This window comes from Rhodanobacter ginsenosidimutans, assembly GCF_042655685.1.
Taxonomy (GTDB): Bacteria; Pseudomonadota; Gammaproteobacteria; order Xanthomonadales; family Rhodanobacteraceae; genus Rhodanobacter; species Rhodanobacter ginsenosidimutans.
In genome coordinates this window covers 1,466,874-1,482,812 of sequence record NZ_JBHSMM010000001.1, presented here as the reverse complement: position 1 = coordinate 1,482,812, position 15,939 = coordinate 1,466,874, and the positions used below count along the sequence as shown (strand labels likewise).

Below are 15,939 nucleotides of genomic sequence, written 5' to 3'. Positions count from 1 at the left end.
TACTCCTTATTTGCGCTTGCGTGGCGCGGAGGTGCGAGTCGTGGACGATTTGCGAACTGCTCGCTTGCCTGCGGGCTTTCGCGGCGCGGGGGGCGCGGATCTTTTGACAGCGGCCTTTTTTGTTGCCGCGGGTTTTGCGGTTGCAGCCTTCTTTACGGCCGAACGCGATGTCTTCGCGGCAGCTTTCGCCGTCGCCTTCTTTGCAGTTGATCGCCTGGCGGGAACAGGCTTCACCCCCGCAGCGGCCCATTGACGGCGCAACTCGGCCACCTCCCGGCGCAGATCGGCGATCTCCTCAGAGCGGTCGACCGCCGTGCCGGCACGGGATGCCCGCGCCTCGCGCCGCACCTGCTGCAGGCGCTCACCCAGCGTGTCCATCTCGCGGCGCGTCGGTAGACCCCATTGCTGGCACAGTTGCTCGGTCTGCTGTTGCTGCAAGCTGCGCACCCGCATCTGGCTGTTGGCCATGGCGCCATAGGCTTCGCGAAATTCCTCCGTCAACGCGATCTCGGCATACGCTTCCTCGGCCGCGTCCACCCACAGGTCGTACAAGGCCTTCAGCGACTCGATCTGGCGGCCGGGTTCGGCGTGTTCCGCCAGCTTGTCCTGCAGTTTCTGCATGCCTTGCGTATTGGCACGCTGGATCAGCGCCTGGTAGCGCGCGCTGGCCTGCATCGACTCCAGCATCGCCGCCGCCAGCGCCTGACGCTGCATCTGCTGCTCGCGATCCTGCCCGAAAGCAGGAGTGGGGCCGGACGCCATGGCATCGGCAGGCTGCATTCCCTGCAGCCAGGAATGCCACTTGCCGGCAAAACCTTCCATCCCGGCGCCATCGATATGCTGGAAAGCCTGCGCAAACGGTTGCTGCGCGCCGCCAAACAGTTGCTGCACCTGTTGTTGCCAGTCGGCACCGGGGACGCCGGCGGCACCCGCAGTCACGCCCTGCATCCATTCGAAATAGCTCTTCAATCCCGCCAGCGTGCGATCGAGCACCTCGTTGCCGGCGGCGGCATTGGGGGCGGCAGCAAACGATGGATTGCCAGCGCCCGTCGGCGCCGATTGCTGGCGCAACCAGGCATCCCACGACTGCTGTGCCAATGTCTGGAAATCGCGCAGGAAATCCGCATCGATCCCCGGTTTGAGAAAATCGGGCATCTGAAAATCCGCCGGAGGGGCCATCTCGATTCCTCGTCCATTGATGGCCACGATCTTAGCGCAGCGGATGGCATGGCGGACCGAAAACGCAGAAGGCCCGGTATCGAAATACCGGGCCTTCTGGTGTTCAACGCGAAACGCTTTAGACGCTGGCGCGTTCCTCGTCGGTCACCGCCTTCATCGACAGGCGGATGCGGCCCTGCTTGTCGACCTCGAGCACCTTGACCTTGACGATGTCGCCTTCCTTCAGCTTGTCGGACACCTTCTCGACGCGCTCATCGGAAATCTGCGACACGTGCACCAGACCATCCTTGCCCGGCATGATCGTGACGAACGCGCCGAAGTCCATCAGCTTGGCGACCTTGCCTTCGTAGATGCGACCCGGCTCCACGTCGGAGGTGATCTGCTCGATGCGCTTCTTCGCCGCTTCGGCCGCCTCGCGATTGACCGAGCCGACGATGATGGTGCCGTCGTCGCTGATGTCGATGGTGGTGCCGGTTTCCTCGGTGATCGAGCGGATCGTGGCGCCACCCTTGCCGATCACTTCGCGGATCTTGTCCGGGTGGATCTTGATGGTCAGCAGGCGCGGTGCGAACTCGCTCATTTCCGTGCGGGCCGTGCTCAGGCACTTGGCCATCTCGCCCAGGATGTGCAGGCGACCCTGCTTGGCCTGGGCCAGTGCCACCTTCATGATCTCTTCGGTGATGCCGTCGATCTTGATGTCCATCTGCAACGCGGAGATGCCATCGGCGCTACCGGCCACCTTGAAGTCCATGTCGCCGAGGTGATCTTCATCACCCAGGATGTCGCTCAGCACCACGAAGTCGTTGCCTTCCTTGACCAGGCCCATGGCGATACCGGCCACCGGCGCCTTCAGCGGCACGCCGGCATCCATCATCGCCAGCGAGGAACCGCACACGGAAGCCATCGACGAGGAGCCGTTGGACTCGGTGATTTCCGAGACCACGCGCACCACGTACGGGAATTCCTCGATCGTCGGCTTGACCGCCTGCACGCCGCGCTTGGCGAGGCGGCCGTGGCCGATCTCGCGACGCTTCGGCGCGCCGAAACGACCGGCTTCACCCACCGAGAACGGGGGGAAGTTGTAGTGGAACAGGAACGGGTCCTTCGACTCGCCGCCGGGGGCGTCGATGATCTGCGCGTCGCGCGTGGTGCCCAGCGTGATGACGACAAGCGCCTGGGTTTCGCCACGGGTGAACAGCGCCGAACCATGCGTGCGCGGCAGCACGCCGATGCGGGCCGAGATGGCGCGCACATCGTCGAGCTGACGGCCGTCGATGCGGACCTTGGTCTTCAGCACGCTGTCGCGCATGGTGTGGTATTCGAGTTCCTCGAATTCCTTGGCGATCGCAGCGGACGCCCAGCCCTTCTCTTCGGCCTGCGCCTTGAGGCCGGCCAGCACGTCGGACTTGATCGCGGAGATCGCGTCGCGACGCTCCAGCTTGTCGCGCACCTGGAACGCTGCAGCCAGCTGATCGCCGACGGCACCCTTGACGGCGGCAACCAGCGACTCGTCGCGGGCCGGCGCCTTCCAGTCCCACGACGGCTTGCCGGCTTCGGTGGCCAGCTCGGCGATGGCGCGGATGGCGGTCTGCATCTGCTGGTGACCGAACATCACGGCACCCAGCATCACGTCCTCGGACAGCAGCTTGGCTTCCGACTCCACCATCAGCACGGCACCGGCGGTACCGGCGACAACCAGGTCGAGATCGGAAGTCTTCAGTTCGGTGGCGGTCGGGTTCAGCAGGTACTGGCCGTTGGCGTAACCGACGCGGGCGGCGCCGATCGGCCCCTTGAACGGGATGCCGGCCAGGCTCAGCGCGGCGGACGCACCCAGCAGGGCCACGATGTCGCCGTCCACTTCCGGGTTCAGCGACACGACCTGCGCGATGACCTGCACTTCGTTCTTGAAGTCATCCGGGAACAGCGGACGCACCGGGCGATCGATCAGACGCGAGGTCAGCGTTTCCTTTTCGGTCGGGCGGCCTTCACGCTTGAAGAAGCCACCGGGGATGCGACCGGCCGAATAGAACTTCTCGACATAGTCGACGGTGAGCGGGAAGAAATCCTGCCCTTCCTTCTGCTTGGTGGCCGCCACGGCGGTGACCAGCACCACGGTGCCGCCCATGCTGACCATGACCGCACCGGATGCCTGGCGGGCAATTTCGCCCGTCTCCAGTGTGACTTCGTGATTACCGTACTGGAATGACTTGGTTACTTTTGCCACGTGTTTGATTCCTGATCTGATTGAAGAAGTGCGCCCTGCGACGGGCGCTTCTTGATCCTTGCGTTCACGCAGGAACGCGCGCGAATCAGCGACGCAGGCCGAGGCGCTCGATCAGGGTCTGGTAACGGGCGAGATCGCGATCCTTCAGATAAGCCAGCAGACGCTTGCGCTGGTTGACCAGCTTCAGCAGGCCACGGCGGGAGTGATGATCCTGCTTGTGATCCTTGAAGTGGCCGGTGAGGTGCTCGATGCGAGCGGACAGCAGGGCCACCTGGACTTCGGTCGAACCGGTATCGTTCGGCACGCGGCCGAAATCAGCGATGATCTTGCCGGTCTGTTCTGCGGTAAGAGACATGGAGTACGTTTCCTTGAAAAGGCGATGCGAAGCTTGCGCTTGCATCATCAGCGATGACACAAGCGCAAGCTTCGCCTAGATGAGTGAAAGCGTTGAAATAACTTGTCTATTCTACTGACCGGAGCGGTGTTACAACAAGAGCAGAGCGGCTTTTTCGCCGCAAATCGTCATCCGGCGGCAGGTTGAAGCCGCGCAGGATGCGGGTTTGCCGTTGTGCATCCAGCTCGAGCACCGCCAGCAACGCGCCATCGCTGGCAAATGCCGCACAGCGACCGGTCGGCAACGATGCGTCCAACTGCACCGGCTGGCCGCGGGCAATCGCCATGCTTTGCGTTTCATCGAGCTGCACGGCGGGGATGTCCGACAGGCCCGCGAACACCGGCAGCATCTGCGACAGCAGCACGTCGTCACCCTGCTCGGCGGCCTGCTGCAAATCCTCCAGTGTCATCATGCGCGGTTCGCGGAAGGGTTCAACCCAGGTGCGGCGCAATGCGGTCAGATGGGCGCCGCAACCCAGATCCTCGCCCAGGGCCGTGGCCAGCGCACGCACGTAGGTACCCGAGCCGCATTCGACCAGCAACTGCAACGTGTCATCCGTACGCGCCTGCAATTCCAGCTGATACACGTCGACTTCCCGCGGCTCCACCTCAACCGTTTCACCGCGACGTGCTTTCTCGTACAACCGTTCGCCGTCGCGCTTGAGCGCCGAGTACATCGGCGGCACCTGCAGGATGCGGCCGCGCAGCTTCACCAGCGCCGCCTCGATCGCGGCGGCGTCGAGTGGCGGCACGGGACGTTGCTGCAGGACTTCGCCTTCGCAATCGGCGGTATCGGTGGTGATGCCCAGGCGGCATTCGGCGATATACGCCTTGCGTGAACCCAGCAGGGTACCGGCCAACTTGGTGGCCTCGCCGAAGCATAGTGGCAGCAACCCGGTCGCCAGCGGATCGAGTGCGCCGGCATGGCCGCCCTTGGCCGCGCGAAACAGTCGGCGCGCGGACTGCAACGCCTGGTTGGAGCTCACGCCCATCGGCTTGTCAAGCAGCACGATGCCGTGCAAGTCACGCCACTGGATACGCGCAGACCGGTTTATCGAAGCACGGGATGCCACTCGACCTTCCGTCAATCCTGCTTGTCGTCGGCCGGCGGCAGCGTACGCGCCTGCTCGCGCAGCAGCGTGTCGATGCGCTCGCCCTTGTCGACCGAGTCGTCGTACTTGAACTTCAGCTCCGGCACGCGACGCATGCGCATGCCGCTGTGCGCCAGCGAATGCCGGATCTCGTGACTGATCTGGTTCAACGCCTTCACCGCGGGCAAGCCCTGGTCGGGCAGCAGCGCGGTCACCCACACCGTGGCCCAATCCAGGTCGCGCGTGATCTCCACGTCCGAGACGCTGACCGACGGCAAGCCGTGATCGCGCACGGCAGCATGCACCAGCAAACCGAGTTCGCGGCGCAGTTCAGCACCTATGCGGTCGGTACGTTTGAAATCGCGGGAGGGCATAGAGGGGCCGGGAATGGGGAATGGAGAATAGGGAATGGCAAGAGCCAGGAACGCGCGAAACCGGGAATCGAGGGAGAACCGGCTTTTACGATTCCCGATTCCCCATTCCCGATTCCCACGCTGTAACGCTCCGCGTTACAGCGTACGAGCCACCTCGGTACGCTCGAAGCATTCGATCTGGTCGCCGGCCTTGACGTCGTTGTATTGCTTGACGGCGATACCGCATTCCATGCCGTTGCGCACTTCGTCCACCAGCTCCTTGAAGCGGCGCAGCGATTCCAGTTCGCCTTCGAAGATCACCACGTTGTCGCGCAACACGCGGATCGGCTTGCTGCGCTTGACCGTGCCTTCGGTGACCATGCAACCGGCCACCGCGCCGAACTTGGAGCTGCGGAACACATCGCGGACCTCGGCGATGCCGATGATGTCCTCGCGCACTTCCATGCCGAGCAAGCCGGTGGCTGCCTGGGTCACCTGGTCGATCACGTCATAAATGATCGAGAAGTAGCGCACATCCAGGCCATTGGTTTCGATCACCTTGCGTGCCGACGCATCGGCGCGCACGTTGAAGCCGATGACCAGCGCCTTCGATGCGGCCGCCAGGGTAGCGTCCGACTCGGTGATGCCACCGACGCCGGAGGAAACCACGTTGACGCGCACGCGCTCGTTGCCGATCTGCGTGAGCGACTCGCGCAAGGCCTCGACCGAGCCCTGTACGTCGCCCTTGACCAGGATGTTGAGCGTCTGCTGCTCTTCGCCCTGGCCCATCTTGGCAATGATGTCCTCGAGCCGGTTGGCCTTGCTGACCATGCGCGTTTCGCGACGCTTCTGCTGACGTTCCTCAGCCACTTCGCGGGCCAGCCGCTCGTCCTCGACGCAGACAAAGTCGTCGCCGGTTTCCGGCACGCCGGACAAGCCGAGCACCTGCACGGGAATCGACGGACCAGCTTCAGCAACCTGCTTGCCCGATTCGTCGATCAGCGCGCGCATGCGGCCGTATTCGATGCCGCAGACGATGAAATCGCCCTTCTTCAGCGTGCCCTGCTGCACCAGCACGGTGGCCACCGGACCGCGGCCGCGATCGAGGCTGGATTCGATAACCACGCCCGAGGCGCGGCCATCGACTACGGCACTCAGCTCCATCACTTCAGCCTGGATCGAGATGGCGTCCAGCAGATCCTCCACGCCCATGCCGGTCTTGGCCGACACCGGCACGAACTGCACGTCGCCGCCCCAGTCTTCCGGCACCACTTCCTGCGCCACCAGACCCTGCTTCACGTTGTCCGGGTTGGCGCCGTCCTTGTCCATCTTGTTGACGGCCACGATCAGCGGCACCTTGGCGGCGCGCGCATGCTTGACCGCCTCGATCGTCTGCGGCTTCACGCCGTCGTCGGCGGCCACCACCAGGATCACGATGTCGGTCGATTGCGCACCACGGGCGCGCATCGAGGTGAACGCCGCGTGGCCCGGGGTATCGAGGAAGGTGATCACGCCCTTCGACGTTTTCACGTGATACGCGCCGATGTGCTGGGTAATGCCGCCGGCTTCACCGGAAGCCACCTTGGTACGGCGGATGTAATCGAGCAACGAGGTCTTGCCGTGGTCGACGTGGCCCATGATGGTGACCACCGGCGGGCGAGTGCTCTTCTCGCCTTCCAGTTCCACGTTCTGGGTGTGTGCGGCCAGCGTTTCCTCGGCGTTGTTCTGCGTATCGGCCACTGGCACGTGACCGAGTTCTTCGACCACAAGCACCGCGGTGTCGTGGTCGATGGTCTGGTTGATGGTCGCCATGACGCCCATCTTGAACAGCGCCTTGACCACCTCCGAACCCTTGACCGCCATCTTCTGCGCCAGCTCGGCCACGATGTTGGCATCGCTGACGATCACCTCACGCACCACCGGTGCGGTGGGGCGCGAGAAGCCATGCGGGCCGCTGGGCGCGCTGTGGCTGCTGCGCATGGCATCGCGACCGCTGCTGCGGCCGGGCTTGCCACGCTTGTTGTTGCTGGAACGGCGGGCGCGATCGGCCTCGCTGAGGTGCAGCTCGCCGCCGGCGAAACGCTTGCCGCTCGCATCGCCGCGCTCGCCGCCACGGGCGTGCTTGGCCTTGCCGCGCCCGGCATCGCTGGCGGGTGCTGCTGCCGTATCGCCCGCGCCGGCGGCGGGGCGCGTCGCCGCCGCACGCGCGGGGGCTGGCGCTGGCGCCGGAGCGGGTACCGGGGCCGGCTTGACCAGCTTTTCGCGCTTGCGCGGCTCGTGGATGCGCGGAAGGATCATGCCCAGCTCGCGCTGGTCCATCCGCTGGACCACGGACGAATCCGCGGCATCATGTGCGGGCTCGACCTCGGGAGCGTCAGGCGCCGCTGCGGCAGCCTCCGCTGCAACCGGTGCCTGCTCGGCGGCGGCTTCCGCCTCGGCCTGCGCCCGACGCTGGGCTTCGGCGGCCTGCTGTTTCTGCTCTTCTTCCTGAGCGCGCTGCTGCGCTTCTTGCTGGCGCCGTGCTTCCTGCTCGCGACGATCGTTCTCTTCCTGCTCGCGCTGCTGCTGCGATTCCTGCAGCTTGCGCGTGGCCTCCTCGCGCTCGGGCTCGGTACTGGCTTCCTCGGCGATCACGCTGCGCTTGACGTAGGTGCGTTTGGCGCGCACTTCGACATTCACCGTCTTGGCGGTACCGGCAGCGCCGCGCGCACCGGGCGTGGCGACCTTCAATTCGCCGACCGTGCGTCGCTTCAGCGTGATCTGCCTGGGTGCACTGGCGTCGGCCTCGGCCGCGGTGTCGCCCTTGCCATGCGTGCGACGCAGGAAGCCCAGCAGCTTCACCTTCTCGGTGCTGCTGATGACCTGCTCCTGGTCGGAAAATTTCATGCCCGCTTCGCCAAGCTGCGTCAGCAGCTTGTCCACCGGCATGCCCAATACCTGGGCGAGTTGTTTGATCGTGACGTCCGACATCGTTTTGTTGCTCCGCCGTTCCCGCGCTTATCGTCTGTGCGGCATTGTCTGCGCCGCCACCTCCATCCGTGGTGAAAGGCCCGAAGGCCTTTCCTGGTGCGCCCGTCCAGGGCGCCGCCAACCGCGGTTAGCCGCCCTTCTCCAGTCGCTCGATCATCGGTGCGCGCGCGGACATGATCAGCGCCGCCGCGCGCGCCTCGTCCATGCCCTCGATATCGATCAGGTCGTCCACGGCCAGGTCGGCCAGGTCGTCCACCGTGAAAACTTCGCGCGCGGCCAGTGCCAGCGCCAGCGATTCGTCCATGCCTTCGAGCGCCAGCAGATCGCCGGAGCCCTCGCCCTCATCGACACCCTCTTCCGCGGCCAGCGCCTCGGTCAGCAGGGCATCGCGGGCGCGCGCACGCAGTTCCTCGACGATGTCCTCGTCGAAGCCTTCCACGGCAAGCAGCTCGGCGCTGGGTACGTAGGCAATTTCCTCGACGCTGGAGAAGCCTTCCTGCACCAGGATGTTGGCGATTTCCTGATCCACTTCGAGCTTGTCCATGAACAACTGGCGGGCGGCGTCCTGCTCGCTCTCGCTCTTGGCGGTGACCTGGTCCTGCGTCATCACGTTGAGCTGCCAGCCCGTCAGCTTGCTGGCCAGGCGCACGTTCTGGCCACCGCGGCCGATCGCCTGGGACAGCTTGTCCTCGGCCACCGCGATATCCATCGAGTGCTTTTCCTCGTCCATGATGATGGACTGCACTTCGGCCGGCGCCATCGCATTGATGACGAACTGCGCCTGGTTCTCGTGCCACAGGATGATGTCGACGCGCTCGCCGTTGAGGTCGTTCGACACCGCCTGCACGCGCGAGCCGCGCATGCCGATGCAGGCGCCGATGGGATCAGTGCGGCTGTCGTGGGCCAGCACGGCGATCTTGGCGCGGTCGCCCGGATCACGGGCGCAACCCTTGATCTCGACCAGGCCCTGGCCGACTTCCGGCACTTCCAGCTTGAACAGCTCGATCATGAATTCCGGCGCCGCGCGCGACACGAACAGCTGCGGGCCGCGCGGTTCCGAACGCACTTCATACAGGTAACCGCGCACGCGATCGCCGACGCGGGCCGATTCACGCGGAATCGTCTTGTCGCGCGGAATGAAGGCCTCGGCGTTGCTGCCCAGATCCAGATAGATGTTGCCGCGCTCGACCCGCTTGACGATGCCGGTGACCAGCTCGCCCACGCGATCGACAAACGCATCGACCACCTGCTGGCGCTCGGCTTCGCGTACGCGCTGCACGATCACCTGCTTGGCGGCCTGCGCTGCGATACGGCCGAACTCGGCGTTCTCGACCTGCTCCTCGATGTATTCACCCACCTGGGCATCCGCGCGCACGTCCAGCGCATCCATCAGGCGCAGTTGATACGACGGCGATTCCATCTCGCCATCGTCGGCAATGATTTCCCAGCGACGGAACGTCTCGTACTCGCCGGTGTCATGGTCGATCGACACGCGCACGTCGGGCTCTTCTTCGGGGTAGCGCTTCTTAGCGGCCGAAGCCAGCGCGGCCTCCATCGCCTCGAAAATCACTTCCAGCGGCACGCCCTTTTCATTGGCGACCGCGTCGACGACCAGCAAAAGTTCTTTGCTCATTGCAGCAACTCCGTAGGCATCACGTGCGGATACCGATGGTTGAAATTGTTGTGTTCGTCCCGGAACACAAAACCTGGAACGCGGCCATGGTCAGGCCGCATCGAATCACTTTTTGCCGGACACCTTGCCGCCGGGCTTGGGCTGAGGCGCATAACCCAGCGCCACCCAGTCCGGCACCACACGCGCGCTTTCCACCAGTGCATGATCGAATTCGAATGTCTTGCCTTCGGCTTCCAGCACGATGTGCTCGCCTTCCACCGATGCCAGCTTGCCGCGCAGGCGACGGCGCCCTTCCAGCGGTGCCTTCAGCAGCACCTTCACTTCCTGCCCATCGACCTTCGCAAATTGCGCGGCGGTGAACAGCGGGCGATCAATACCGGGCGAGGAAACCTCCAGCACGTAATGGCCGGGGATCGGATCCTCCACATCGAGCAGCGCAGACAACTCGCGGCTGGCGCTTTCGCAATCCTCGATGCCGACCTCACGACGCTCACCATCGGCGCCGCTCTTGTCCAGCAGGTCCACGTAGATGCGCAGGGTACTCTGCCCTTGCGACGGGTTGAACTCCACGCCAAGGCATTCCAGGCCCAGATCGGCCAGAACCTCGTTGAAACGCTGTGCCAGTGCCTGTGTATCCATGGGTCGTTATTCCCGGCTCACTCTCAGAACGGCAGAAACAAAAAATGGGCTCCAACGGCCCATTTCCCTGTGTCGCCGATGTTCCTCCTCGTGCAGCTCCTTCCGGTGCCCTGGCGAAACTTGCCGCCCGGCACTACGCATCCTTGCGCCCAACAAAAAAGCCTCACGAGGAGGCTTTCTTGCATCAAGAAAGATCTGGTAGCGGGGGCAGGATTCGAACCTGCGACCTTCGGGTTATGAGCCCGACGAGCTGCCAGACTGCTCCACCCCGCATCAGAGTCCGAAGATATTAACGTAATGGCCGGTTTCTTGCAAGCTTCGGCGCCATTATTTCCGCAAATCGCCGCATTCCCTTACACGCCGAACGCGCGACGGCACCAGGCCAGCAACGGCCCCCAGTACAGTCCCAGCGCCAGCAGCGAAAGTGCGTTCAGCGACAGCACCAGGCGCAGCGGCTTGTCCTGCTGCACCTGCAGTGCGCCACCCTCTTCCGGCGCATCGAAATACATCACCTTGATGACGTAGAGGTAGTAGTACAGGCCGACAATGGCGAACACGATGCCGACGATCGCCAGCCACAGCATGTCCGCATGGATGGCCGCTTCCAGCACCAGCACCTTGGCCCAGAATCCGAACAGCGGCGGCACACCGGCCAGCGAGAACATTGCCAGCAACATCAGGAACGCCATCCAGGGCGCCTTGCGGGCAAGACCCTTGAAGTCGGCGATCTCCTCGCATTCGAACCCGGCCCGGCTCATCGCCAGGATCACGCCGAACGCGGCCACACCCATCAATGCGTAGCAGATCGCGTAGAACAACGCCGCGGCGTAGCCTTCCGGGCCGGCTGCGGACAGGCCCAGCAACAGATAGCCCATGTGCGAGATGGTGGAATAGGCCAGCATGCGTTTCAGGTTGGTCTGCACGATGGCAACCAGGTTGCCGATCGCCAGCGACAACACCGCCAGCACCGCCAGGATCAGCTGCCAATGCTGCGCCAGATCGCCCATGCCGTCCGCCAGCAGGCGATACGCCATGCCGAACGCGGCCAGTTTCGAACCGGCGGCGACAAAGGTGGTCACCGGCGTGGGCGCGCCCTGGTAGACGTCGGGAATCCACATGTGGAACGGCGCGGCACCCAGCTTGAAGCCGATGCCGACGATCATGAAGATCAGGCCGAACAGCAGCAGCGTGGGTGCCGTGGTGTAGCCCATCACATGGCTCAGCTGGGCCAGCTCCAGGGTGGGCGTGCCGCCCATGCCCGACGCGCCGTAGACCATCGACATGCCGTACAGCAGCATGCCCGACGCCAGCGCACCCAGCACGAAGTACTTGATCGCGGCCTCGGACGGCAGCTTCGCTTCGCGGTTCAGGGCCACCAGTGCATACGACGACAGCGAGAGCAGTTCCAGGCCCAGGTAGACGGTGACCAGGTTGCCCGCCGAAACCAGCAGCATGATGCCGATCACGGCGAAGATCATCAGCGTGTAGAACTCGCCACCGAGCAGCTTGCGGTCGATCAGGTACGGACGCGCATAGACGAAGATCATGGCCGTGGTGCCCAGCGCGAAGACCTTGATGATCTCCGCCACGTCATCACGCACGAACATGCCGCCGAATGCGGTCACCGCCCGATCCGGCTGGCCCGCGATCACCAGGTAAATCGCCACCAGCAACACCGCGATCGAAATCCAGTGCAACAACGGACGCTGCGCCGGTTTCATGAAGGCGTCCAGCAGCAACAGCAAGCACGCTGCCGCTACCAGGTAGAACTCCGGCAGCAGGATCAGGATGTCATTCAAAGTTGGCATGGTGTGTCCGTGTCCCGATCAAATCTTGTGAATGGCGAGCTGCTGCACCAGCTGCGACACCGAGCTGTCCATCAGGTGGATCAGCGGTTGCGGCCAGATGCCCAGCGCCAGCACGGCGGCGGCGAACGCCACCAGCACGAAGGTCTCGCGACCATTGATCTCCTTCATTTCCGCCACGTGCGGGTTGGTGATCTCACCCCACAGCACGCGCTTGACCAGCCAAAGCGTGTAGCCCGCGCCGATGATCAGGGTGAACGCGGCGAACAACGCGATCCACGGGCTGGCGGCGAAGCTGGCCAGGATCACCATGAACTCGCCCACGAAACCGCTGGTGCCCGGCAGGCCGCAGTTGGCCATCGCGAACAGCACATAGAAGAAGCCGAACCACGGCATCGCATTGATGACGCCGCCGTAATCCTTGATCTGGCGCGTATGCATGCGGTCGTACATCACGCCGATGCAGGTAAACATCGCGCCGGAGACGAAGCCGTGCGAAATCATCTGCACCATCGCGCCCTGCATGCCCAGCAGCGCCATGTCGGTGCTGCCCTGCTCGCGCACCAGCGCGAAGGCGATGAAGATGCCCAGCGTGACGAAGCCCATGTGCGCCACGGACGAATACGCCACCAGCTTCTTCATGTCCTCCTGCACCAGCGCCACATAGCCGATGTAGACGATCGCGATGAGGCTCAGCACGATGATCAGCCAGGCGAAGTGCGCGCCCGCGTCGGGCACGATCGGCAGGATGAAACGCAGCATGCCGTAGGTACCGACCTTCAGCATCACCGCCGCCAGCACCACCGAGCCGCCGGTCGGCGCCTCCACGTGGGCATCCGGCAACCAGGTGTGCACCGGCACCATCGGCACCTTGATCGCGAACGCGATCAGGAACGCGAAGAAGATCCAGGCCTGCTCCTTGAACGTCAGCGGCAGCGCCGCCAGCGTGGCCAGGTCGAACGTGCCGGCCTTCTGGTACAGGTACAGCAGCGCGATCAGCATGAAGACCGAGCCGAAGAACGTGTAGATGAAGAACTTCAGCGTCGCGTACACGCGGCGCGGACCGCCCCACACGCCGATCAGGATGAACATCGGGATCAGGATCGCCTCGAACAGCGCGTAGAACAGCAGCGCGTCGGTGGCGCAGAACACGCCGATCAGCAGGCCTTCCAGCATCAGCATCGCGGCCATGTACTGATGCGGCTTGTCCTGGATGACTTCCCACGCGCCGGCAATCACCAGGATGCCCACGAAGGTGGTCATCACTATCAGCGCCACCGAGATGCCGTCGACCGCGAGGCCGTAATGCACACCCCACGAAGCGATCCACAGATAGCTTTCGGTGAGCTGCATGCCGCCGGTATCGGCGTTGTACCGCACCAGCAGGAACAGGCTGGCGACGAAGGTCAGCACGGCCACCAGCATCGACAGCCAGCGTGCAAGGTTGGGTCGGGCCGAGCCGGCAAACAACACCGGGATGGCACCAACGACGGGTAGCCAGATCAGCAGGCTGAGCAAGTGATTGAACATCGATCCCGTTTCCCTTATTGCCCGGCCAGCCCGGGACCCACCAGCCAGTACCCGCCAAGCAGCAGGATCAGGCCGAGAATCATCGCGAAGGCATAGTGATAGAGGTAGCCCGACTGCAGCCGGCGCATGGCAGCGGCAATGCGATGCACCACGCCCACCGAACCGTTGACCATCGCGCCATCGATGACGCCACGCTCGCTCGCCTTCCAGAACCCGCGGCCGAGCATGACGCCGCCACGGGCGAACAGCGCGAAGTACACGTTGTCGACCCAGTATTTGCGGTCAAGCACCGTCCACAGCGGCTTCAGCGCCGCCTTGATCTTGCCGGCCATGGCCGGGTTGAACAGGTAGATATAGGTGCAGATGATGAACGCCGCCAGCAGCAGCCAGAACGGCATCTGGGTGAAGCCATGCAGCGCCATCGCCAGCGGACCATGGAACTCGGCGCCCATTTCGGCCAGCACGTCGTTGGCGGCCTCCACGTGGATCGCGCTGCCGAACCAGTTGCCGAACAGCAACGGCCCGATGGTGAAGAAGCCCACCAGCAGCGACGGAATGGCCAGCAGCACCAGCGGCAACGTCACCACCCACGGCGATTCCTTCGGCGCATGCGCCAGCACGCCCGGCTCGTGGTGGCCGTGATCGTCATGATCGTGACCATGGCCATGATGCTCGGCGATGGTGAAGCGCTCCTTGCCGTGGAACGTCAGGTACATCTGGCGGAACGTGTACAACCCGGTCACCAGCACGCCGGCCATCACGCAGAAATAGGCGTAATGCGCGCCCCAGCGATGGGATTCACCCACCGCCTCGATGATCGCGTCCTTGGAATAGAAGCCCGAAGTGAACGGCACCGCCACCAGCGCGATCGAGCCGGCCCACATGGTGATCCAGGTGATCGGCATGTACTTGCGCAGGCCGCCCATGTAACGCATGTCCTGCTCGTGGTGCATCGCGATGATCACCGAGCCGGCGCCCAGGAACAGCAGCGCCTTGAAGAACGCATGCGTCATCAGATGGAACACCGCGCCCGAATACATCGACACGCCCAGCGCCACCGTCATGTAGCCCAGCTGCGACAGCGTGGAATACGCGATCACCCGCTTGATGTCGTTTTGGACTATGCCAATCAACCCGGTGAACAGCGCGGTGGTGGCACCGATGACCAGCACGAAGCTCAGCGCGGTGGACGACAGCTCGAACAGCGGCGACATGCGCGACACCATGAAGATGCCGGCGGTCACCATGGTGGCCGCGTGGATCAAGGCGGAGATCGGCGTAGGGCCTTCCATCGAGTCGGGCAGCCACACGTGCAACGGCACCTGCGCCGATTTGCCCATGGCGCCGATGAACAGGCAGATGCAGATCACCGTGGCGGCGTCCCACTGTGTACCGGCCGTGATCTGCAGCGTGCGGCCGACCAGGGATGGCGCGTTGGCGAACGCGGTGGCGTAATCCAGCGTGCCCAGGAAATACAGCACCGCGGCGATGCCCAGCAGGAAACCGAAGTCGCCCACGCGGTTGACCATGAACGCCTTGAGATTGGCGAAGATCGCGGTGGGGCGCTTGTACCAGAAGCCGATCAGCAGGTACGACACCAGGCCCACCGCTTCCCAGCCGAAGAACAGCTGCATGAAGTTGTTGCTCATCACCAGCATGAACATCGAGAAGGTGAACAGCGAGATGTAGCTGAAGAAGCGCGTGTAGCCCGGGTCATCGCGCATATAGCCGATGGTGTACACGTGCACCAGCAACGATACGAAGCTCACCACCACCAGCATCATCGCGGTGAGGCGGTCGACCATGAAACCGACGCTGGCGTTGAAGTGGCCGATCTGGAACCAGGTGTAGAGGTTCTGGTTGTATTCGGCCGCGCCGCCCACGGTCAGCTGGTAAAGCACCAGGAACGACAGCGCGCAGGACACCGCCACGCCGAGGATGGTGACGCTGTGCGCGCCGATGCGGCCGATGAAGCGCGCCAGGAAGCCGGCCAGCAGGCAGCCCACCAGCGGCGCCAGCGCGATGATCAGCAGGATGTTTGTGGATATCGCCATTGTTCTTCCATTGCTGCGTGACCCGGAGTTTCTTGCGAGGAACCGTCCATGGTGCTGGGCGCCGGGCC

General features: G+C 64.0%; 11 protein-coding genes and 1 tRNA gene. All 12 read right to left on the bottom strand.

Translation table 11 applies throughout. From position 1 onward, the window contains the following. Positions 1-6: 6 nt before the first annotated feature. The 12 genes from ACFPK0_RS06425 to nuoL all read right to left on the bottom strand — a co-directional run bounded on the left by ACFPK0_RS06425 (position 7) and on the right by nuoL (position 15,871). A complete protein-coding gene (locus ACFPK0_RS06425; protein ID WP_377339184.1) occupies positions 7-1,155 on the bottom strand; it encodes a poly(R)-hydroxyalkanoic acid synthase subunit PhaE in 1,149 nt (382 codons plus the stop codon). Between the two features lie 142 nt (positions 1,156-1,297). Further along, positions 1,298-3,403: a polyribonucleotide nucleotidyltransferase gene (pnp, locus tag ACFPK0_RS06420; protein WP_056080181.1), complete on the bottom strand. Its 2,106-nt coding sequence runs from the start codon at positions 3,401-3,403 to the stop codon at positions 1,298-1,300. A gap of 85 nt (positions 3,404-3,488) precedes the next feature. After that, positions 3,489-3,758: a 30S ribosomal protein S15 gene (gene rpsO, locus ACFPK0_RS06415; protein ID WP_007081817.1), complete on the bottom strand. Its 270-nt coding sequence runs from the start codon at positions 3,756-3,758 to the stop codon at positions 3,489-3,491. A gap of 106 nt (positions 3,759-3,864) precedes the next feature. Then, entirely contained in the window at positions 3,865-4,851 is a 987-nt protein-coding gene (gene truB / locus ACFPK0_RS06410; protein ID WP_377340287.1) for a tRNA pseudouridine(55) synthase TruB, read from the bottom strand. Positions 4,852-4,880: 29 nt separating this feature from the next. Beyond that, positions 4,881-5,261 carry a 30S ribosome-binding factor RbfA gene (gene rbfA / locus ACFPK0_RS06405; protein ID WP_056080187.1) on the bottom strand — a complete coding sequence of 127 codons (381 nt, stop codon included), beginning with the start codon at positions 5,259-5,261 and terminating at the stop codon, positions 4,881-4,883. Between the two features lie 135 nt (positions 5,262-5,396). Further along, a complete protein-coding gene (gene infB, locus ACFPK0_RS06400; protein ID WP_377339180.1) occupies positions 5,397-8,210 on the bottom strand; it encodes a translation initiation factor IF-2 in 2,814 nt (937 codons plus the stop codon). A gap of 127 nt (positions 8,211-8,337) precedes the next feature. Continuing rightward, positions 8,338-9,843: a transcription termination factor NusA gene (gene nusA / locus ACFPK0_RS06395; protein ID WP_056080194.1), complete on the bottom strand. Its 1,506-nt coding sequence runs from the start codon at positions 9,841-9,843 to the stop codon at positions 8,338-8,340. 105 nt (positions 9,844-9,948) lie between these two features. Further along, complete coding sequence (locus ACFPK0_RS06390) at positions 9,949-10,482, bottom strand: ribosome maturation factor RimP (protein WP_056080196.1); 534 nt, start codon at positions 10,480-10,482, stop codon at positions 9,949-9,951. Positions 10,483-10,678: 196 nt separating this feature from the next. Continuing rightward, positions 10,679-10,755 (bottom strand) — tRNA-Met (locus ACFPK0_RS06385). Positions 10,756-10,835: 80 nt separating this feature from the next. Next, the gene (gene nuoN / locus ACFPK0_RS06380; RefSeq protein WP_377339177.1) at positions 10,836-12,290 is read right to left on the bottom strand and encodes an NADH-quinone oxidoreductase subunit NuoN; all 1,455 of its coding nucleotides are present in this window, start codon (positions 12,288-12,290) and stop codon (positions 10,836-10,838) included. Positions 12,291-12,308: 18 nt separating this feature from the next. Further along, the gene (locus ACFPK0_RS06375) at positions 12,309-13,817 is read right to left on the bottom strand and encodes an NADH-quinone oxidoreductase subunit M (RefSeq protein ID WP_377339174.1); all 1,509 of its coding nucleotides are present in this window, start codon (positions 13,815-13,817) and stop codon (positions 12,309-12,311) included. 14 nt (positions 13,818-13,831) lie between these two features. Then, positions 13,832-15,871 carry an NADH-quinone oxidoreductase subunit L gene (nuoL, locus tag ACFPK0_RS06370; protein WP_056080206.1) on the bottom strand — a complete coding sequence of 680 codons (2,040 nt, stop codon included), beginning with the start codon at positions 15,869-15,871 and terminating at the stop codon, positions 13,832-13,834. Positions 15,872-15,939: the final 68 nt, after the last annotated feature.